We start from the raw sequence: 19375 nt of genomic DNA, 5'->3' as shown, positions 1-19375 counted from the left end.
TCCTAACTCGATTTCCGACCATACTCCGCTCGGAAATCATTTGCGAACTTCGTCAATGTACCGGCGGCGATCCCAGCGCGCAGATCTGCCATCAGCGTTTCGTAGAACCAGATATTGTGTTCGGTCATCAACATCGCGCCCAGCATTTCGCCCGCACGGACGAGGTGATGCAGATAGGCCCGGCTCCAGGTGGCGCAGACCGGGCAGGCACAGTCGGCCGCCAGCGGCGACTGGTCCTCGGCAAACCGGGCGTTGCGGATGTTGATCGGCCCGTTGCGCGTGAACGCCTGGCCGGTTCGCCCTGACCGGGTCGGCATGACGCAATCGAACATGTCGATTCCGCGCTCGACAGCGCCCACGATATCATCAGGCTTGCCGACGCCCATCAGGTAGCGGGGTTTGTCGGCGGGCAATTGTCCCGGCGCGAAATCCAGGCATCCGAACATTGCCTCCTGTCCCTCGCCGACCGCCAATCCGCCGACCGCATAGCCATCGAAGCCGATATCGATTAGCGCGTCCGCCGAGGATTTGCGGAACGACTCGTTCAGCGCGCCTTGCTGGATTCCGAAGATCGCGTTGTTATCCGCATGGGCACCGCCTGCATCGAAGGCATCGCGTGATCGCTTTGCCCAACGCATCGATCGTTCCATGGCGGCGGCCTGAACCTCCCGCGTGGAGGTCGTCGGGACAAGCTCGTCGAATGCCATGACGATGTTCGACCCCAATAATCGCTGGATCTCGATCGACCGTTCGGGGCTGAGCAGGTGCCGGGTGCCGTCGAGATGCGATTTGAACGACACGCCCTCCTCGGACCGCTTGGTAAGATCGGCAAGGCTCATCACCTGATACCCGCCCGAGTCGGTCAGGATCGGCTTCGACCAGCCCATGAAGCCGTGAAGCCCGCCCAGTCGCGCGACACGTTCCGCGCCGGGACGCAGCATGAGATGATAGGTGTTGCCGAGGATGATGTCGGCCCCCGCGGCCGCCACGTTGTCGGGCTTCATCGCCTTGACCGTCGCGGCGGTGCCGACCGGCATGAAGGCGGGGGTACGGATCACGCCGCGCTGCATTGCGATCTGGCCCGTGCGTGCTGCGCCGTCGGTGGCAGAAATGGTGAAGTCGAAACGAGGGGACACGGTATGATCCATTAACGGCGCTTGCCGCGCGGTGGGGCGTTGGGGGCGAAGCTCCTGATCGTCAGCAGTTCCTCGCGTACGAGTACGCCGTCCCGGTTGCGGTCGAAGCGGAGAAAGAATTGCGCAAATCGGGCCTGAAGCTCGGCAAGGGTGATCGCGTTGTCGCCGTCGCGATCGACTTCGAAGGGGCTCGGCAGGGCGTTGCGATCGCCAAGCCATTTCAGCGACCAGTCGGCATAGGCGATATAGCCGATCTTACCCGTCGTGCTGCCCTCGGCGCCCGCAAAGCTCCGCGCGAGGCAAGTGTCGAGTTCGGGCCTGGTCACGCGCGCGTCGCGATCCGCATCGCAGGCGGCGATCAGCATCGCGGCCGGTTCGGCAAAGATCGTTGCGGGCGGTTGCGCAATCCCCGCGGAAGGCGCGACCTGCAAAGCCAGAATCAACGGGATCAACATGGGCCGGTCATGGCAGCAGCAGGCTGGCATCGCCATAGCTGTAGAAGCGATACTTGGCCGCAATTGCATGCGCATAGCCGGCCTGCATCCGCTCGCGTCCCATCAGCGCCGATACCAGCATGAACAACGTTGACCGCGGCAGGTGGAAATTGGTCATCAGGCCATCGATCCCCTTGAAGCGGTAGCCCGGCGTGATGAAGATCGCCGTGTCGCCCTCAAACGGTCGGATGACGCCGTCGTCACCGGTCGCGCTCTCGATCAGTCGCAGCGATGTCGTGCCGACCGCGATCACGCGGCCGCCGGCGGCGCGGACTGCATTCAGCTGGTCCGCCGTGGTCGCATCGATCCGGCCCCATTCGGCATGCATCTGGTGATCGTCGGTATCGTCCACCTTCATCGGCAGGAACGTGCCCGCACCGACGTGCAGCGTCAGCGTTGCCTTTGCGATGCCCGCAGCCTCGAGCGCAGCCATCACCGATGGGGTGAAGTGCAGCGCCGCGGTCGGGGCCGCGACCGCGCCGGGCTCGGCGGCGAACATCGTCTGGTAATCCTCGGCGTCGCGCGCGTCCGTCGGGCGCTTCGCGGCAATATAGGGAGGCAAGGGCATTCGCCCCGCACGATCGAGCAGCAGTTCGATCGGTTCGTCCCCTGCGAATTCGAGCGCGTAGCTGCCGTCGTCTGCCCGGTCGACCGCCCGGGCAACGACGCCGTTGCCGAAATCAATCGGATCGCCATCGCGCAGACGGCGCGCATTTCGAATGAAGGCGCGCCAACGCCGCGGCCCTTCGCGCTTGTGCAGCGTCGCCCCAATCTTCGCCCCGGACGAGAGCTGCCCGTCCTGCTCGATCCCAGCACGACGCCCTTCGAGCTGCGCCGGAATGACCCGCGTGTCGTTGAACACCAGCAGGTCGCCGCGACGCAGCTGTCCAGCCAGATCCGTGACGCGCAGGTCGCGTGTTGCATCCCCGTCTAAGACCAACAGCCGTGCGGCATCGCGCGGCGTTTCGGGCCGGAGTGCGATACGGTCGGTCGGCAGGTCGAAGTCGAAAAGGTCGACGTTCAACGGACTCTCACTTCTTCGCGGGGGCCTTCTTGGCAAGCTTGGGCTTTGCAACGACCGCCGGTGCTGGCCTCGACTTGCTACTGCCGGTCCCCGGCAGGGTTACAGGCGCGCCCAGTGCCGGTGGCGGGGTAACGGGCGCGGCGACATAGGCCGGTGGGCTGTCCGCAGCGATATAGGCGTGCAGGATCCGCGAGGGGTTTGCCGGCGGCTCGCCGCGCTCAATGGCGTCGACATATTGCATGCCGTCGATCACCCGGCCGAACACGGTATATTTCTTGTCGAGGCTGAGGCGCGGCTGAAAGACGATGAAGAACTGGCTGTTCGCGCTGTCTTCCTTTTCCGAACGCGCCGCGGACACCGCGCCGCGAACGTGCGGCAGATAATTGAACTCGGCCTTCACGTCGGGCAGGGGTGAGCCACCGGTACCGTCACCCTTTGGATCGCCGCCCTGTGCCATGAACCCGTCGATCACCCGGTGAAACACCAGGCCGTCGTAGAAATGCTGCCGGGTCAGGGTTTTGATACGCTCGACCATCAAAGGGGCGACATCGGGACGAAGCCAGATCGTGACCCGGCCCCCAGTCGACAGGTCAAGCAGCAGCAGGTTCTGCATGTCCGTCGTCAACGGCGGGGTGGCGCGTCCGGCAACGGCGGGATCGATGATCTGGGCGTACGCAGGCGCCGCGACGAGGCACCCGAGGATCGCAAACATACCGGCGAAAAAGCGCATCAAATCCCTACTCGCATTGGCCATGAGGCCGGGGCCGACCTTGAAGCCCGCCGCTTAGAACAAATCCGTGCTTGCGCCAAACTGAACATCGTCCGCCGACTGGCGTCCCGCGCGCGTCAACTTCCCTTGCGGCCAATCTGATTGACGCGGGCAATGACCTCTTCGCTGACGGCAGGCGGCACGAATTTGGCTATGTCCCCGCCAAAGAGCGCGATTTCCTTGACCAGCTTGCTCGCAATCGGCTGCAGCGCGACATCCGCCATCAGGAACACCGTCTCGACCCGCGGATTGATCTGCTGGTTCATCCCTGCCATCTGATATTCATATTCAAAGTCGGCGACGGCACGCAGACCGCGGACGATGACCTTTGCCCCTTCGCGCTCGGCAAAATCCATCAACAGTGAATCGAACGCGACCACGTGGATCTCGCCGGCCACGCCTTCCACCTCACGCCTTACCATCGCCATGCGTTCCTCGATCGTGAACATCGGCGATTTGGAGGCGTTCGTCGTGACGCCGACGACCAGTCGGTCGACCAGCTTCGCGCCACGCCGGATGATGTCCATATGGCCCAGCGTGATCGGGTCGAACGTACCCGGGTAAACACCGACCCTTACGGTCTCGTGGCTTGCCGTCATGGTCGGTGTCTCCGGAAGAGGTCAGCGGTCGCGGTCAAGCACGAAGCGTGCGATCTCGCGGAGCAGATCGGCCTCACGGCCATAGCTGTGCAGATGTGCGATCGCCTGGTCGACAAGCATGCGCGCCTGTTCGCGCGCGCGATCCGCGCCGAGCAGCGACAGGAACGTCTCCTTGCCCGCACCGGCATCCTTGCGGAGGCGTTTGCCCGCCGCCGCCTCATCGCCTTCGGCGTCGAGCAGATCGTCGGCGATCTGAAAGGCGAGCCCCAGATCGTGCGCATAGCCGCGCAGGCCAACCCGGCCCTCGGGCGCAATCCTGCCAAGAATGGCGCCTGCTTCGACGGACGCCAAAATCAGCGCACCGGTCTTCATCTGCTGAAGCCGGGTGACAGTGTTCAGATCGAACCGGGCATTCTCCGCCTCGAGATCCATCATCTGGCCGCCGGCCATCCCAGTCGGGCCGGACGCCTTGGCAAGGTCGAGCACCAGATCGGCGCGCACGAACGGATCGGGGTGCGTTGACGGGTCGGCGAGGATCTCGAACGCCAGTGCGTGAAGGCAGTCACCTGCGAGGATCGCGCATGCTTCGCTGAACATCTTGTGCACGGTCGGCTTGCCACGACGCATGTCGTCATCGTCCATGGCCGGGAGATCGTCATGGATCAGCGAATAGACATGGATCGCCTCGATGGCCGTGGCCACCCGCGCCGCACAAGCACGGTCGACCCCGAACAGGCTGGCGGTCGCGAAAACGAGCAACGGGCGTAGCCGCTTGCCGCCGCCGATCGCCGCGTGACGCATCGCGTGATACAGGTCCGCACGCGGATCTTCGGGGATCGCCAGAAGGAGGTCGAACTGCGCGTCGATCTCTGCGGAAACCTCAGCGAGCGCTTCCGCCAGCGATTGCGGCAAGGTCGTCATGCGCGGCTCAACCTGCCGCAAAGGGGCGAACCCCAGCCGGCTTACCCTCGGCATCGAGCCGGATCGCTTCGATCCGCGCCTGCGCAGCGTCCAGCCGATCAGCACAACGCTGGCGCAGCTTGTTGCCGCGTTCGTAAAGCTCGATCGCCTGCTGCAGCGGCGTATCGCCACGCTCGAGCTGCCCCACGATCGTCTCCAGCTCTTTCAATGCCTCTTCGAATGAGAGGTCTTCGGTCGGCGTTTCCATGGGTGCTGCTATGGAGCAGGCGCGCGACGGGGGTCAAGGACGCGTCGACGGCGGAGGCTATGCCGCGGCCGGCGCGCGCCGTGTTTGCTGCAAATTCTAGTGCAGCCGCTCGACGGTCCAGGTGTAAAGCACCGATATGCCGATCAGCCCCAGGTCGACGGCAGCCTGCATCCTGTGCGGCGCGGGGTCGGACGGGTCATGCGTGATGAGGCGGATATCCGCCGTCGGTCGCGGCATTACTGCGAGCGTCAGCACCAGCGCAGCGACAGCAAGGGCAGCCTTACGATTACGCATCGTCATTCTCCCGGGGGAAGCTGCATCCTGACGTCGTCAATCCGCTTTGACAAGCCGCGGCACCAGGCACCGCACTCAGGCGGCCGAGACGAGGCTGACCGCGCTTCGCGATCGATCACGGCCCGCCGCCTTGGCCTCGAACAAGGCGCGGTCGGCGTCGCGGTAGAGCGTCTTCCAGTCGGCGTCGTGCAACAGGGGGCCGGTGCACGTACCGATGCTGGCGGTGACGGTGATATCATACGGCATCGACTGGCCGCGGACACGGTCGCGGATTGCGCAGGGCGAAACCGATGTCGAGGCATCGACGAGGATGGCAAACTCCTCGCCACCGATCCGGGCGATGAGTGTATCCGTTGGCAGTGCGCTGCGCAGCGCACGGGCGAAGGCCCGCAACACCTCGTCGCCGCCATCATGACCGATCGTTTCGTTGACCCGCTTGAAATGGTCGATGTCGGCGATCAGCAGCGTCTGCTCGCCGGGGCGGCCAATCGCGCGTGCCAGGAAGGCGCGACGATTGAGCAGACCGGTCAGCGGGTCAGTATCGGCAAGCAGGCGCGCTGCGATCTCCTGTTCCCGTGCAGCGTCGCGTTCGCGGCTCAGCAACAGGATGCGATAGGCAATCGCCGTGCTCGACAGAAGCGCCTCGATCGCCATCGCGATGACCGTCGAATTGTCGACCAGCAGGCTCGGCTCGACCATCCCGAAGCTGCTGGCGATGCGAAGCCCGGACATGACGATCGGTGCACCCCACGCAAGCGCAAACAACCACAGATAATTGCTGCGGACGCGCCACGCGCGCCACAGGATGATCGCCACGACCCCGATGAATCCCAGATAGGCGATCGACATACAGGTATCGAGAACATGGATCGCGCGTGGGGCGAGCATGACCCAGAGCCCCGCCATGCCGACCAGCCCGACCATCACAGCACTGCTGAGCGGCCGTACCCAACCCGAGAACACGGCGCGTTCGAAAAAGCTGCGGGCGAAAAGGAGTGCTGTGCTGGCTGATGCGGCCAGGAACAGTATGTTGAGCCGCTGGCGGTCGTTATTGTCGAGGCCCGTAAAGACTTGGCCGGCAGCACCTGATGACGTCGATACATAGGCCAGAAGGCACAGGACGAGCAGGCAGTAAATTGGCTGGAAGGACTGGCGAAGCGCTCCCCATAGCGCCAGATTGTAGACGATCAGCGCGATCGCCATGCCGGCAAACGCGCCGTAAAGTGCGCCGCGCACGATCTCGGTCGTCGCCGCCTCGCCATGATCCGCCAGTGCCGGCTGCAGGATGACGCCGCGAAGGTTCGTGGCGCCTTCGACATGCCACAGGAGACGTACCGGTGGCGCGTCATGGCGCGGCAGCGGTTGCGAGAGGACGGCGCCGAGGTTCAGGATCTCATGGGCGGTTTTTGGCGTGACGCCGACCTGGCGAATCGCACCATCGGCATAGCGGACATAGAGCGTGATGCGCGTCATCCAGATGCTGCCGATACGCGCGCTGGTGCCGCGTAGCTGAGCCGCGGGAAGCGGCTGTGACAGGACCCAGAAATCACCCGGGCCGAATCGGCGCTGTGGGGTGGTGCAGTCGAATCGTTCCGGCGTCTTGAACAGGGCCGGCGCCGTCATGCCGGGTGCTGCGCGGACGAGACAGGTCGCCAGGGGGAAGGCGGTCGCGGCGGCGGGCTGTGCAGTTACCAAGCAGAGCGTCCACAGCAGCAAGACCATGACCCACCGCATATATGCCCGTATCCCCATGACATGCCTCGTAAAGCGCGTTCGGCAAAGAACGGTAAACGTGGCTGGCTATGGCACAAAAAAACCCGGCGGCAAGCGCTGCCGCCGGGTCTCATAAACGCAGCTTGACGCCGTCTCGCTGCTACTTGGCAGAGACGGGTTCAGCCTTCCCCTTCTTCTTGGGCTTTTTCGGCGCCGCACTTTCAATCGCGAACGATAGCGCACCATCCTTCATCTTCACCGTCACCTCGCCGCCATGGACCAGTTTCCCGAACAGCAGTTCCTCGGCGAGTGGCTGCTTGATCTTTTCTTGGATCAAACGGCCCATCGGACGCGCTCCGTAGAGCTTGTCATAGCCCTTCTCGGTGAGCCACGCCTTCGACTCGTCATCGAGCTGGATATGGACGCCGCGATCCGCCAGCTGAAGCTCGAGCTGAAGAATGAACTTGTCCACGACCCGGGCGACCACGGTCGTCGGCAGATAGCCGAACGGCACGATCGCATCGAGGCGATTGCGGAACTCCGGCGTGAACATCTTCTGCACCGCCTGTTCGTCCTCGCCTTCACGCGTAAGGTTACCGAAGCCCACCGTCTCGCGCGCCATGTCGCTGGCCCCCGCATTCGTCGTCATGATCAGGATGACGTTGCGGAAATCGACCGACTTGCCGTGCTGGTCGGTAAGGCGCCCGTTGTCCATTACCTGCAACAGGATGTTGAACAGGTCTGGATGCGCCTTCTCGATCTCGTCAAGCAGCAGCACGCAATGCGGATTCTGGTCGACCGCATCGGTCAGCAGACCACCCTGATCGAACCCGACATAGCCCGGGGGCGCACCGATCAGACGGCTGACCGAGTGCCGCTCCATATATTCGGACATGTCGAACCGCTGGAGCGGGATGCCCAAGATCGAAGACAGCTGCTTGGCCACCTCCGTCTTGCCGACGCCGGTGGGGCCGGTGAACAGATAGTTGCCGATCGGCTTCTCTGGCTCGCGTAGACCCGCTCGCGCCAGCTTAATCGCCGAACTGAGCTTCTCAATCGCCGCATTCTGTCCGAACACCACGCGCTTCAGATCTGTTTCGAGCGTGGCAAGTGCGAGCTTGTCGTCGGTCGAAACCGATTTCGGCGGGATGCGCGCCATGGTCGCGATGACCTGTTCGATCTCCTTGGGGGTGATCGTCTTCTTGCGCTTGTTCGGCGGCACCAGCATCTGCATCGCACCGACCTCGTCGATCACGTCGATCGCCTTGTCGGGCAGCTTGCGGTCGTTGATGTAGCGCGCGCTAAGCTCCACCGCCGACTTGATCGCGTCGGGGGTGTATTTGACGTTGTGGTGATCCTCGAACGCCGAGCGCAGGCCAGCCAGGATCTTGATTGTATCCTCGATCGTCGGCTCGTTCACATCGATCTTCTGGAAGCGCCGCAGTAGGGCGCGATCCTTCTCGAAATGATTGCGGAATTCCTTGTACGTCGTCGAGCCGATGCAGCGGATTGTCCCGCCTGAGAGCGCCGGCTTGAGCAGGTTTGACGCATCCATCGCACCGCCGCTCGTCGCGCCGGCACCGATGACTGTGTGGATCTCGTCGATGAACAATACCGCGTCCGGCATCTTCTCCAACTCGTTGACGACCGCCTTCAGGCGCTCCTCGAAATCACCACGATACCGGGTGCCTGCCAGCAATGCGCCCATGTCGAGCGAGTAGATCACCGCCGGCTTGAGCACGTCGGGGACCTCGCCCTCGACAATCTTCCGCGCGAGGCCCTCCGCAATCGCGGTTTTTCCGACGCCGGGATCGCCGACATAAAGTGGATTGTTCTTCGAGCGACGGCATAGGATCTGAATCGTGCGATCCACCTCCGGCCCGCGCCCGATCAGGGGATCAACCTTCCCGTTCTTGGCTTTCTCGTTCAGGTCGACCGTGAATTGCTTGAGCGCGCTTTCCGTCTTGCCCTTCTCCTGTCCCTTGGTCGGCTTCTCGTCGTCGGCACCCTTGGGCGTCGAAGCTTCAGTCGGCTGCTGTCCGCCCTTGCCGACGCCGTGGCTGATGAAGCTGACCGCATCGAGGCGGCTCATGTCCTGCTGTTGCAGGAAATAGACGGCATAGCTTTCCCGCTCGCTAAACAAGGCAACGAGCACATTGGCACCCGTTACTTCGTCGCGGCCCGAAGACTGGACATGAAGGATGGCGCGCTGGACGACGCGCTGGAAGCCGCTCGTCGGCGAAGGATCGGTCGCGGCATCGACCTTGAGCGCATCGAGCTCGGTGTCGAGATAATGCGCGACCGTGGTTTTCAGTTCGCCCAGATCGACGTTGCAGGCGCCCATGACCTTCGATCCGTGCTCGTCGTCGATCAACGCCAGCAAGAGATGCTCGAGCGTCGCATATTCGTGGCGTCGGGACGATGCAGCCTCGAGTGCCTTGTGCAGGGTGGTCTCGAGGGCGGGTGCAAATGACGGCATTTACATTACTCCTGTCGGGCCACGCAGACGCAGGCCCTTTGCCACTATGTCGGAACGGTAATCGATCGCATCAAGCACTTGACCCCGCCGGCCTGCGTTCCTGCACCGTCCAAATGCGGACCGCCGAGACGAGGTCGAGGACATCACCGTCTAAATAGGTCGTCGGCGCTGGCGCGGTGGCTAATCGCTCGATCTTTTTTCAACTGGCAGCGCGCAATCTCGCCTTGCAGCACGGTGATCCGCGCATCGAGCTCGGCGACCGAGAGCGAGTCGATGTCCTGACGCACGAGCGCATCGAGGAAATCGTCGGGACGAGAGGGGGCGTCATCCGGATCCATTGCGCCTGTAACGTTGACCCGCACCGGAGTGATGTCAATAAGGCACGGGAATCCAATGGGGCGTCTCGATCACATGACTGCAAAAACCGTGACTCCGCGTTACATCGTCCCTGACGTCATGAAGGCAATCGATCCCGAAGCCCCGGGAGGCCCTGAAGTGCTCGTCCTTGTGGAGCGCGCCGTGCCGCATCCCGGAGCCGGCGAGGTCCTCGTCAAGGTTGCGGCGGCGGGCGTCAATCGTCCCGAGGTGATGCAACGGCAGGGTAAATATCCGCCGCCGCCCGGTGCCCCGTCGATCTTGGGCATGGAGATTGCCGGGACGATCGTCGCGGTCGGCGACGGGGTCGGCGAGGAACAGATCGGGCAGCGGGTCTGTGCGTTGATCACGGGCGGTGCCTATGCCGAATATGCGGTTGCGCCGTTCGGCCAGTGCCTCTCCGTGCCCGAAGCGCTGACGATGGTCGAAGCCGCGGCGATGCCCGAGACGTTGTTCACGGTGTGGACCAACCTGTTCGAGCGTGCCTATGCGACCGAAGGCGATACGGTACTCGTCCATGGCGGCACGAGCGGGATCGGCACGATGGCGATCGGCTTGTGTGCCATCTTCGGGATCGACATCATCGTCACCGCGGGCTCGAAGGCGAAATGCCAAGCCGCGCTCAGCCTCGGCGCGACGCACGCGATCGACTACAAGACCGAGGACTTCGTCGAACGGGTCAAGCAGATCACCGGCGGCAAGGGTGTTGCGGCCGTACTCGATATGGTGGGTGGCGACTATGTCGCGCGTAATCTGCAATGTCTGGCCGAAGACGGGCGGCACGTATCGATCGCGGTTCAGGGTGGGGCGAATGCGACAGTGCCGCTGTTCGAGATCATGCGCCGTCGTCTGACCTTGACGGGATCGACGCTGCGCCCGCGTGATACCGCGTTCAAGTCGCTCGTGGCCGATGAACTGGCACGGACGGTCTGGCCGCATGTCGAGGCCGGCAAGCTCAAGCCAGTGATCGATCGCGTCTTTGCCTTTGCCGACGCCCCGGCGGCGCATGCGCGGATGGAGGCGGGCGATCACGTCGGGAAGATCGTGCTGTCCATGACGTGACGCGGACATGCCTAACCAGGCTGTCCCCGAGCCGCCTCCGTATTCGTGACGGAGGCTGTGCGTCGTCCGATGACTTAGAATAGTCACCGGACTGCGACTGCCATGTCATATTGCGCCGCTAGACAGGACCGCAACGAACAGATTTGCGGGGCAGGCCGATGGACATCGTCACGTTTCCAACCGACGCGTTGCCGATAGCCGATGTGGCGGACATCGCGGACTTCATCCATTCGCGACCCGTTGTGCCCGAACGCGTGGTCGACCGGCGGCAATATCGCACGATCTGGATTTCCGACGTCCATCTCGGCACGCGTGGCTGCAACGCGGCGATGCTCAACGACTTTCTCGACCATGTCGACAGCGAGACGATGTTCCTGGTCGGCGACATGATCGATGGCTGGCGATTGAAGAAGAAATTCTACTGGCCGGCGGCGCATAACGACGTGCTGTGGCGGCTGCTCAAGCGCGCGAAGCGCGGTACGCGGGTCGTCTATATTCCGGGCAACCATGACGAGGTGTTCCGGCAATATTCGGGGCTCGACTTCGGTGGGATCTCGATCCGGCGCAAGGCGATCCACGAGACCGCCGACGGCCGCCGCCTGCTGGTTCTGCACGGTGACGAGTTCGACGCTATCACGCTGGCGCATCGCTGGGTCGCGCATATTGGGGATGCGGCGTACACATTGCTCATGGGGCTCAACCGGTGGGTGAATGGCGCGCGCCGACGCCTCGGCATGCCCTATTGGTCGCTCTCGAAACACGCCAAGGCCAAGGTCAAGAACGCGGTCGCCTTCATATCGCATTTCGAAGAAGTCGTCGCGCACGCGGCCGGCGTGCGGGGGGTCGACGGCGTCGTGTGCGGACACATCCATACGGCGGAAATGCGCGATATCGCCGGCGTTGCCTATTATAATGACGGCGACTGGGTCGAAGGCTGCACCGCGCTTGTCGAGCATTTCGACGGGCGGATGGAACTGCTTCACTGGGCAGACGAAATCGCCGCGCGTGAGGTCGATAACATCGTCACGCTGGCCGCCTGACCCACGTCAATTCGGCTCATGCCGCGGTTACCCAAGGAGACCCCGATGCGTATCGCGATCGTCACCGATGCCTGGAGCCCGCAAGTCAACGGCGTGGTTCGCACCCTGCAGTCCGTCCGGCGGGAACTCGAAGTGACGGGTCATCAAGTGTTGATCATATCCCCCGCGCAGTTCGCCTCGATGCCGTGTCCGACCTATCCCGAGATTCGGCTGGCCTTTGCACGGTCGGGCGCAGTCGGACGATTGCTCGAAAGCTTTGGCGCCGATGCGATACACCTCGCGACGGAAGGTCCGGTCTGCCTCGCCGCAAGAACCTGGTGCCTGGCTCGAGATTTGCCGTTCACAACTGCCTATCATACCCAGTTTCCCGATTACATCGCGGCACGGACGGGTGCGAACCCCGCCTGGATATGGCGCTATATTCGTTGGTTCCATCGTCCCGCCGAGTCGATCCTGGTCTCCACCCCCTCCGTCGCAACAACACTTACTGCACAGGGCCTGCATCAGATTCGCGAATGGGGGCGAGGCGTCGATTTTGCACAATTCGGGCTGGACGGCGCCCGCGATCCGGAGATGGCGGCGCTGCCCGGCCCGATCCTGCTCTATGTCGGGCGCGTCGCCGTCGAGAAGAATGTCGAGGCCTTCCTGTCGTCCGCGCATAGGGGAACGAAGGTCGTCGTCGGCGACGGACCCGCGCGCGCCACGCTTGCACGTCGCTTCCCCGATGCCGTGTTTCTTGGCCAGCGTGACGGACAAGGGCTGGCGGCGGCCTATCGTACCGCGGACGTCCTCGTCTTTCCCAGCCGGACCGACACCTTCGGGCTGGTCATGATCGAGGCGCTCGCGTGCGGGACGCCGGTTGCGGCCTATCCCGTCGCCGGCCCGATCGACGTACTCGACCCGCGCGTTGGCGTGATGCATGAGGATCTCGACGAAGCGATCGCGGCGGCACTGACTCGCGATCCCGTCGCCTGCGCCGCCTATGCTGCCCGGTACAGCTGGCCCGCAAGTGCGCGCCAGTTTCTGCGTGCCCTTGTTCCGCTTGCCCGTCCACTCGATCGACCGCGCATGGCGGCATGATGCGACGCGACGATCGCGCGCTTGCCTGTTAGCCATGGGCGCACTAAGTCGTGTGTCATGTCAGGCCGCTCCGAAAGGGGCGGCCCTTTCTATTTTTACGGAGTTTCCGCCGTGGCCCAGCCGCTCATGCCCCATGCGACCGCCGCTTGGATGGTCGACAACACTGCGCTCAGTTTCGAACAGATCGCAGATTTTTGCGGTCTGCACATTCTCGAGATCCAGGCGATCGCCGACGACACCACGTCGACCAAGCTGACGGGGCGTGATCCCGTCCGCGCGCATGAGGTCACGCAGGACGAGATCGACAAGGGCGCGGCCGACCCCGATTATCAGCTTAAGATGATCAAGGGTCCCGAGCAGGTCCGCCGGACCAAGGGCCCGCGTTACACGCCGGTGTCTAAGCGTCAGGACAAGCCCGATGGCATTGCCTGGATTATCCGCAATCATCCCGAGATCACAGATGGCGCAATCTCGTTGCTGATCGGCACGACGCGCACGACGATCGCCGCGATCCGTGACCGTAGCCACTGGAACATCGCCAACATCACGCCAAAGGATCCGGTCACGCTCGGCCTGACGTCGCAGCGCGAACTCGACGCCGCGGTTGCCAAGGCCGCCAAGGCGGCGGGTATGGAAGCACCGACCGACACGCGTCTCGAAGGTGATCGTGAGGCGCTGCTCGAGCAGCTTCGTAACGAGCGTACGCAGGCAGCGGCGGACGCGCAGTTCGTCGCAGACGGCGGTGTCCTGCCGGTCAAGCCGCTGTTCGACGACCCCTTCAAGCGCTGAACGTTCCCGGTCCCCGCGTGGCGCGGTGCGGGGCCGGTACGAGCTATCAAACAGGTTTGCGGTCCTGACGGCGCGGGGATGGCCGGCGACACAGGGCATTGAGGGCACGCGGCATGGCTGATGCGCGTGTCGGCCCAGGGACTATCTCTGGCGCCTAGTGGTTGCTACCTGCGGTACATGACGTCGCTGCCGGCTGCACAGGATGAACCGCTAACACACAAGGGGCTGGTCTACCCCTTTGGCCACCGCGAGCCCGAACCCGGTAACGTATTTCGCATCGCTCCCGGCGTTGACTGGGTACGCCTCAAAATTCCCGGTCCGCTGCGCCACGTGAACTGCTGGATGCTCGCCGACGGCGACGGCGACGCGCTCGTCGATACGGGCATGAATACGCCGGAAGCTCGCGACGCGTGGACCGCAATCCTGGCAGGGCCGAAGTCGGGCGTCCGCATCACCCGCGTGATCGGCACGCATTTTCATCCCGATCATATCGGCCTCGCTGGTTGGCTATGCGAAACGCACGACGCGGCGCTCGTCATGACCCGGGGCGAATGGCTGACCGCACGAATGCTGGCCGCTGATGCCAGGGATGCCGTTCCCGCCGAAATGCTGGCATTCTGGCGCGGTGCGGGCTGGGACAGTACGCAGATCGCGCATGCCAGTGCGAAGGGGTGGGCGGGATTCCGCAAGATCATCACGCCGCTTCCCTTAGGTTACACGCGGATCACCGACGGTGACGTGTTGACGGTAGGGCGCGATGACTGGCGGGTCGTGATCGGGTCGGGCCACAGCCCAGAGCATGCATGCCTTCTCAACGAAGCATCGGGCATCCTGATTGCCGGGGATCAGGTTCTGCCCCGTATCAGCCCCAATATCTCTTTGGGCATCACCGAGCCGCATGCGGATCCGCTGGGCGAATGGTTTGCCGCGATCGCCCGGCTGAAGACATTGCCCGCAGATCTGCTGGTCCTGCCGGGGCATGGCGATCCGTTTACTGGTCTTCATATCAGGCTTGACGCGATGGATCGTGAGCACCGCGAACGGCTCGACGAACTCGCTGCCTTTCTCGCCGAGCCGCGTCGTGCGGTCGAGTGTTTCGGACGGCTGTTCCGGCGCGCAATCGGCCCCGATCTGCTCGGCATGGCGACGGGTGAAGCGCTCGCGCATCTGCGTCGGCTCGAGGTCGAGGGTCGCGCCGTTCGGGACAGTGTCGATGGCGTGTGGTGGTGGCGCGCAACGTGAGCTAGCATCAGATCAAAGCCGGCAGGAGAGGCCCCATGTGCGACGAGCATACCGCAGACGATAACGAACACTATCTCGCCGCCATGTCGCGGCGCCAGTTCGGCGTGATGACCGGGGCCGCAGGCCTCGCGATGCTGTTGCCCGTGCCGGCCGATGCGAAGCCGATCAGCGGACGCGAGGTCTCGATCAAGACGCCCGATGGTCAGGCTGACGCCTATTTCGTCGCGCCGGCCACCGGGACTCATCCGGGCGTGCTTGTCTGGCCGGACATCATGGGTCTGCGCCCCGCGTTCCGTCAGATGGCCGATCGACTCGCGCAGTCGGGTTATGCCGTCCTTGTCGTCAATCAGTTCTATCGGTCGACCAAGGCGCCGTTCCTTAGCCCCGGTGAATCCTACGACCAGCCGGCCGTCCGCGCTCGAATTGCACCCTTTCGTGACGCGCTTACACCCGAGGGTACGGTCCGTGACGCCAAATCCTTCACCGCGTTCCTGGATGCGCAACCGCAGGTGGATCGCAAGCGCGGGCTGGCGACCACCGGCTATTGCATGGGCGGGCCGATGGTAATCCGCACCGCTGCTGCGGTATCGGGACGCATCCGCGCGGGGGCGACGTTTCACGGCGGTGGGTTTGTGACCGACACACCCGATAGCCCGCACCGGCTGATCCCTGCACTGAAAGGCAGCTATCTGATCGCGATAGCGGCGAACGATGATGCGCGCGCACCGACCGAGAAGGACGTGCTGCGGGCGGCCTTCGCGACAGCGAAACGTCCGGCCGAAATCGAGGTCTATCCGCAAACGATGCACGGATGGTGCCCGCCCGACAGCAAAGTCTATAATCCGGTGCAGGCGGACCGTGCGTGGGGCCGCATGCTCGCGCTGTTCGCGACGGCGCTGGCGTAAGATTCATCGCTGCTTCGTTCGACGGCACAACCCGCTGGGTGCGAGCCGCGATCGCATCTTGACGGCATGGCATCGCCATGAGACCATCGTTCACTCTATGTTCTTGAGGGGCGAGCCATGACGTTGACGCTGTATTCGAATCCGATGTCGCGGGGACGTATTGCTCGCTGGATGCTCGAGGAGACCGGGGCGGCTTACGATACGGTAATGCTCGATTATGCGACAACGATGAAGGCGGCGTCCTATCTTTCGGTCAATCCGATGGGCAAGGTGCCGGCTATTGTCCATGACGGCCACGTCGTTACCGAATGCGGCGCGATCTGCGCCTATCTGGCCGACGCCGTGCCCGAGGCGCAATTGGCGCCGACGGCCGACGAGCGGGCCGACTATTATCGATGGCTATTTTACGCGGCCGGGCCTTTGGAGGCGGCAATCACCAACCGATCGCTCGGCGTGGTCCCGACCGAGACGCAGCAGCGGATGGTCGGTTATGGGACCTATGACGCCGCCATCGCAGGACTTGAGCATGCCGTTGCGGCGCATACCTATATCGCGGGCGAACGCTTCACGGCAGCCGATGTCTATGTCGGTGCCCAGGTCATATGGGGATTACAGTTCGGCACGATGCCGAAGCTTGCAGCATTCGAGGCCTATGCCGCCCGCCTGACCGAACGCGCGGCCTATCGGCGGGCAGCAACGCTGGATGATGACGCTATGGCCAAGATGGCGTCATGAGGTTGCGCTAGGAGGTCGAATGCCCGATCAGGCGGCCCAGACGCGAGCTAACCCGTCAGCGCCTGTGGCCCCATCGCGCGGGCATTCGTCAGTTCGGCCACGTGCCCCCGTACTACCAAGGCGATCGCTCCGTGGATCGACGATCAAAACGGAAAGCGCGCTTGTGTCGTTATCGCTCCTATAGTGGGTAAGCCTGAAGCTAAGTTCTCGGCATCACTCGTATCCGCCAATCACGGCATTCAGGAAGCTGGGGAAGGGGCCGTTCCACCCGTCAACCGGCGCGTCGGGCACGGTACTGCGGCGGGTGGCCCGCACGGGATCGACCTTTGGCTCGCGTGCCTGCTCGGGCATGGCGGTCGACGGTGCTGGCGGCACTGTCGGCACCGGGACCGCGGCAGGACGTTCCGCGACCGGCGCGATGGGCATTGCCGGAGCAACACGGGGAAGCGCAGGCTGTGCGGCAGGGACCGGTTCGTCAATCGGCGTCCGAGCCCAGCGCGACGGTTTCGGCGTCGCGGCGGGCAAGGGCGCTGCGATTTCGGCGGCAGCCATCACTGCGTCCTCGACGGCATGGGCAACCACATCGGCACGCGGCACCCGCCGGGTCCGCGACCGCTCGCGCCGCGGTGGCAGCTCTTCATCGCTCTCGAACGGCGCGGTAGCCGCCGGAGCCAGCGCTCTCGGCTCGGACAGCTTCAACCGCTCGATCGTCTGGCCCGTCAGCTTTTCGATATTCTGGATATTCTCGGAATCGTCGGGTGCGACGAAGGTATAGGCTGTGCCCGTTGCGCCCGCACGGCCCGTGCGGCCGATCCGGTGGACATAATCGTCGGGATGCCATGGCGCGTCATAGTTGAAGACGGTCGACACGCCTTTGATGTCCAGACCACGTGCGGCGACGTCCGAGGCGACGAGGATCGTCACCGCACCGTTCTTGAACAGGTCCAGTTCGGCGAGACGCTGGGGCTGCTCCATGTCGCCATGGATTTCACCTGATTTGTAACCCGCCTGCTTCAACACCTTGTTGAGGTCGCGCACGGTCGTCTTGCGATTGCAGAAGATGATCGCGTTGGTGACCTCGTCCTGCGCCAGGATCCGGCGCAGTGTCTCGCGCTTCGCGGTCTGGCTGGCGACCGGGACCAGATACTGCTTGATGTTGAGGTTGGTCGATGCAGGGCGCGAGACCTCGATCGTCTTGGGGTTCGAGAGAAACTTGTCCGCCAGCTTCTTGATCGGCGGCGGCATAGTTGCCGAGAACAGCAGCGTCTGGCGCGACTTGGGCAGCTTGGTGCAGATTTCCTCGATGTCGGGGATGAACCCCATGTCGAGCATCCGGTCCGCCTCGTCGATGACCAGCAGCGAACAGCCGTTGAGCATGATCTTGCCGCGACCGAACAGGTCCATCAGCCGGCCCGGCGTCGCGATCAGGACGTCGACGCCCTTTTCGAGCGCGGCGAGCTGGTCGCCCATCGACACGCCACCAATGAGCAGCGCCATCGAGAGATGCGAATTGACGCCGTATTTCTCGAAGTTTTCGGCAACCTGCGCGGCAAGTTCACGGGTCGGCTCGAGGATCAGCGAGCGCGGCATCCTGGCGCGGCTGCGGCCATGGGCGAGAATGTCGATCATCGGCAGCACGAACGACGCGGTCTTGCCGGTGCCCGTCTGGGCGATGCCGATGATGTCACGCATCATGAGAACCGAAGGGATCGCGCCGGCCTGGATCGGCGTCGGCTCGGTATAGCCGGCGTCAGTGACCGCCTTCAGGAGTTCTTCGGAAAGGCCGAGATCGGCAAAGCTCATTTATATGTCCGGGAAAAGGAGGGCGCGCATTATTCCCTCAAGCGCCCCGCCGCTCGCGGATTTCCAGCAAAATGTCAAGGAAAGCGGGTGGCGACACGACGAAAGTCGCACATCACCCCAGCGGTCTTGTCTATTGCTTGAGCTTCAGCGTCTTGAAGTCATCGATTTCGCAGCGCGCCCCGGACCGCATGCGAATCGCGTCGCGATCGCGACATATCAGACCGTCACCGCTCGGCCGCAGGTAAAAGCCCGGATAATAGTCGAGTGGTTTGCAGTCGCCATCAAGCTTCGCGCGCAATCGCGTGCCGTCCTGCATGACGAGATCGACCGAGCCCGGCTGGCCGAGAAAGGCGCCCGCTATCTCCGCGACGGCGACGCATTTGGGCCCCTTGCGCTCCTTCCACTCGCGCGGCTTCGACAAGGGCGCGCTACCGACGGGTTGGGCCGATCGCCTGAACATGCGGGGGACGCGGATGATGATCCGCTCGTGGATCGAGACCTGCGTGATCTCGACGCGCGCGCGCGTTGGCACGGCGGGGTTCGCCACGGCCGCGAGGGGGGCGGTGAGGGCGAGGAGGGAGGCGGGAAGCGCAGGGTGAATCATGATGTCGCTAAGCAGCGTTAACCGCGATCGTTGAACGGGAGGTGAATTGCGCTTAGCGGCGCTG

The 19375-nt window shown here is 63.7% G+C and carries 20 protein-coding genes; 7 read left to right on the top strand and 13 right to left on the bottom strand.

What is annotated here, in order from left to right; genetic code table 11:
- Positions 1–2 precede the first annotated feature (2 nt).
- The 11 genes from tgt to NEF64_RS15500 form a co-directional block, all read right to left on the bottom strand.
- The gene (tgt, locus tag NEF64_RS15550; RefSeq protein ID WP_056405218.1) at positions 3–1148 is read right to left on the bottom strand and encodes a tRNA guanosine(34) transglycosylase Tgt; all 1146 of its coding nucleotides are present in this window, start codon (positions 1146–1148) and stop codon (positions 3–5) included.
- Positions 1148–1591, bottom strand: a complete 444-nt coding sequence (locus tag NEF64_RS15545) for an EF-hand domain-containing protein (RefSeq protein ID WP_235516265.1) — start codon at positions 1589–1591, stop codon at positions 1148–1150. Before NEF64_RS15545 ends, tgt begins: the two co-directional genes overlap by 1 nt.
- A 7-nt stretch (positions 1592–1598) precedes the next feature.
- Positions 1599–2654: a tRNA preQ1(34) S-adenosylmethionine ribosyltransferase-isomerase QueA gene (gene queA / locus NEF64_RS15540; protein ID WP_056405220.1), complete on the bottom strand. Its 1056-nt coding sequence runs from the start codon at positions 2652–2654 to the stop codon at positions 1599–1601.
- 7 nt (positions 2655–2661) lie between these two features.
- Positions 2662–3384 (bottom strand): peptidylprolyl isomerase, encoded by a 723-nt coding sequence (locus NEF64_RS15535; RefSeq protein WP_252574107.1) that lies wholly within the window; start codon positions 3382–3384, stop codon positions 2662–2664.
- A gap of 116 nt (positions 3385–3500) precedes the next feature.
- On the bottom strand, positions 3501–4022 hold the full coding sequence (gene coaD, locus NEF64_RS15530; RefSeq protein ID WP_056405224.1) for a pantetheine-phosphate adenylyltransferase: 522 nt from the start codon (positions 4020–4022) through the stop codon (positions 3501–3503).
- Positions 4023–4043: 21 nt separating this feature from the next.
- On the bottom strand, positions 4044–4943 hold the full coding sequence (locus NEF64_RS15525) for a polyprenyl synthetase family protein (RefSeq protein ID WP_056405226.1): 900 nt from the start codon (positions 4941–4943) through the stop codon (positions 4044–4046).
- 7 nt (positions 4944–4950) lie between these two features.
- The gene (locus tag NEF64_RS15520) at positions 4951–5190 is read right to left on the bottom strand and encodes an exodeoxyribonuclease VII small subunit (protein ID WP_031394986.1); all 240 of its coding nucleotides are present in this window, start codon (positions 5188–5190) and stop codon (positions 4951–4953) included.
- A gap of 96 nt (positions 5191–5286) precedes the next feature.
- Positions 5287–5484, bottom strand: a complete 198-nt coding sequence (locus tag NEF64_RS15515) for a hypothetical protein (protein ID WP_031394985.1) — start codon at positions 5482–5484, stop codon at positions 5287–5289.
- Positions 5485–5559: 75 nt separating this feature from the next.
- On the bottom strand, positions 5560–7206 hold the full coding sequence (locus NEF64_RS15510) for a GGDEF domain-containing protein (RefSeq protein ID WP_056405227.1): 1647 nt from the start codon (positions 7204–7206) through the stop codon (positions 5560–5562).
- Between the two features lie 151 nt (positions 7207–7357).
- Complete coding sequence (gene clpA, locus NEF64_RS15505) at positions 7358–9676, bottom strand: ATP-dependent Clp protease ATP-binding subunit ClpA (protein ID WP_031394983.1); 2319 nt, start codon at positions 9674–9676, stop codon at positions 7358–7360.
- Positions 9677–9819: 143 nt separating this feature from the next.
- Complete coding sequence (locus NEF64_RS15500) at positions 9820–10014, bottom strand: DUF1192 domain-containing protein (RefSeq protein ID WP_031394982.1); 195 nt, start codon at positions 10012–10014, stop codon at positions 9820–9822.
- Between the two features lie 118 nt (positions 10015–10132).
- Here NEF64_RS15500 and NEF64_RS15495 point away from each other — a divergent pair, with 118 nt between their 5' ends.
- From NEF64_RS15495 to NEF64_RS15465, 7 genes are all read left to right on the top strand, one after another.
- On the top strand, positions 10133–11113 hold the full coding sequence (locus tag NEF64_RS15495) for an NAD(P)H-quinone oxidoreductase (protein ID WP_031394981.1): 981 nt from the start codon (positions 10133–10135) through the stop codon (positions 11111–11113).
- A 158-nt stretch (positions 11114–11271) separates the two neighbouring features.
- A complete protein-coding gene (locus NEF64_RS15490; RefSeq protein WP_031394980.1) occupies positions 11272–12153 on the top strand; it encodes a UDP-2,3-diacylglucosamine diphosphatase in 882 nt (293 codons plus the stop codon).
- A gap of 45 nt (positions 12154–12198) precedes the next feature.
- Positions 12199–13233 (top strand): glycosyltransferase family 4 protein, encoded by a 1035-nt coding sequence (locus tag NEF64_RS15485; RefSeq protein ID WP_056405231.1) that lies wholly within the window; start codon positions 12199–12201, stop codon positions 13231–13233.
- A gap of 111 nt (positions 13234–13344) precedes the next feature.
- A complete protein-coding gene (locus tag NEF64_RS15480) occupies positions 13345–14022 on the top strand; it encodes a DUF1013 domain-containing protein (RefSeq protein WP_081877642.1) in 678 nt (225 codons plus the stop codon).
- A 177-nt stretch (positions 14023–14199) separates the two neighbouring features.
- On the top strand, positions 14200–15264 hold the full coding sequence (locus NEF64_RS15475; protein WP_031394977.1) for an MBL fold metallo-hydrolase: 1065 nt from the start codon (positions 14200–14202) through the stop codon (positions 15262–15264).
- A 35-nt stretch (positions 15265–15299) separates the two neighbouring features.
- Positions 15300–16169: a dienelactone hydrolase family protein gene (locus NEF64_RS15470; protein ID WP_056405232.1), complete on the top strand. Its 870-nt coding sequence runs from the start codon at positions 15300–15302 to the stop codon at positions 16167–16169.
- 117 nt (positions 16170–16286) lie between these two features.
- Positions 16287–16904 (top strand): glutathione S-transferase family protein, encoded by a 618-nt coding sequence (locus NEF64_RS15465; RefSeq protein WP_031394975.1) that lies wholly within the window; start codon positions 16287–16289, stop codon positions 16902–16904.
- A 213-nt stretch (positions 16905–17117) separates the two neighbouring features.
- Here the strand turns inward: NEF64_RS15465 and NEF64_RS15460 are convergent, their stop codons facing one another.
- On the bottom strand, positions 17118–18707 hold the full coding sequence (locus NEF64_RS15460; protein WP_031394974.1) for a DEAD/DEAH box helicase: 1590 nt from the start codon (positions 18705–18707) through the stop codon (positions 17118–17120).
- A 130-nt stretch (positions 18708–18837) separates the two neighbouring features.
- Entirely contained in the window at positions 18838–19311 is a 474-nt protein-coding gene (locus NEF64_RS15455; RefSeq protein ID WP_031394973.1) for a hypothetical protein, read from the bottom strand.
- Positions 19312–19375 lie beyond the last annotated feature (64 nt).

This window comes from Sphingomonas aerolata (genome assembly GCF_023935825.1).
GTDB classification, from domain to species: Bacteria; Pseudomonadota; Alphaproteobacteria; order Sphingomonadales; family Sphingomonadaceae; genus Sphingomonas; species Sphingomonas aerolata.
The sequence above is the reverse complement of the archived record's forward strand: the minus strand, read 5'-3'. Positions and strand labels throughout refer to the sequence as shown.

What these genes read in the sequence shown, in the direction of transcription:
- NEF64_RS15495 (WP_031394981.1), top strand. Translation starts at nt 10,133, where the DNA reads ATGAAGGCAATCGATCCCGAAGCCCCGGGAGGCCCTGAAGTGCTCGTC.
- NEF64_RS15515 (WP_031394985.1), bottom strand. Translation starts at nt 5,484, where the DNA reads ATGCGTAATCGTAAGGCTGCCCTTGCTGTCGCTGCGCTGGTGCTGACG.
- NEF64_RS15520 (WP_031394986.1), bottom strand. Translation starts at nt 5,190, where the DNA reads ATGGAAACGCCGACCGAAGACCTCTCATTCGAAGAGGCATTGAAAGAG.
- NEF64_RS15455 (WP_031394973.1), bottom strand. Translation starts at nt 19,311, where the DNA reads ATGATTCACCCTGCGCTTCCCGCCTCCCTCCTCGCCCTCACCGCCCCC.
- NEF64_RS15470 (WP_056405232.1), top strand. Translation starts at nt 15,300, where the DNA reads ATGTGCGACGAGCATACCGCAGACGATAACGAACACTATCTCGCCGCC.
- NEF64_RS15500 (WP_031394982.1), bottom strand. Translation starts at nt 10,014, where the DNA reads ATGGATCCGGATGACGCCCCCTCTCGTCCCGACGATTTCCTCGATGCG.
- NEF64_RS15490 (WP_031394980.1), top strand. Translation starts at nt 11,272, where the DNA reads ATGGACATCGTCACGTTTCCAACCGACGCGTTGCCGATAGCCGATGTG.
- NEF64_RS15465 (WP_031394975.1), top strand. Translation starts at nt 16,287, where the DNA reads ATGACGTTGACGCTGTATTCGAATCCGATGTCGCGGGGACGTATTGCT.
- clpA (WP_031394983.1), bottom strand. Translation starts at nt 9,676, where the DNA reads ATGCCGTCATTTGCACCCGCCCTCGAGACCACCCTGCACAAGGCACTC.
- NEF64_RS15545 (WP_235516265.1), bottom strand. Translation starts at nt 1,591, where the DNA reads ATGTTGATCCCGTTGATTCTGGCTTTGCAGGTCGCGCCTTCCGCGGGG.
- NEF64_RS15485 (WP_056405231.1), top strand. Translation starts at nt 12,199, where the DNA reads ATGCGTATCGCGATCGTCACCGATGCCTGGAGCCCGCAAGTCAACGGC.
- NEF64_RS15525 (WP_056405226.1), bottom strand. Translation starts at nt 4,943, where the DNA reads ATGACGACCTTGCCGCAATCGCTGGCGGAAGCGCTCGCTGAGGTTTCC.
- coaD (WP_056405224.1), bottom strand. Translation starts at nt 4,022, where the DNA reads ATGACGGCAAGCCACGAGACCGTAAGGGTCGGTGTTTACCCGGGTACG.
- NEF64_RS15510 (WP_056405227.1), bottom strand. Translation starts at nt 7,206, where the DNA reads ATGGTCTTGCTGCTGTGGACGCTCTGCTTGGTAACTGCACAGCCCGCC.
- NEF64_RS15535 (WP_252574107.1), bottom strand. Translation starts at nt 3,384, where the DNA reads ATGCGCTTTTTCGCCGGTATGTTTGCGATCCTCGGGTGCCTCGTCGCG.
- tgt (WP_056405218.1), bottom strand. Translation starts at nt 1,148, where the DNA reads ATGGATCATACCGTGTCCCCTCGTTTCGACTTCACCATTTCTGCCACC.
- NEF64_RS15475 (WP_031394977.1), top strand. Translation starts at nt 14,200, where the DNA reads ATGACGTCGCTGCCGGCTGCACAGGATGAACCGCTAACACACAAGGGG.
- NEF64_RS15460 (WP_031394974.1), bottom strand. Translation starts at nt 18,707, where the DNA reads ATGAGCTTTGCCGATCTCGGCCTTTCCGAAGAACTCCTGAAGGCGGTC.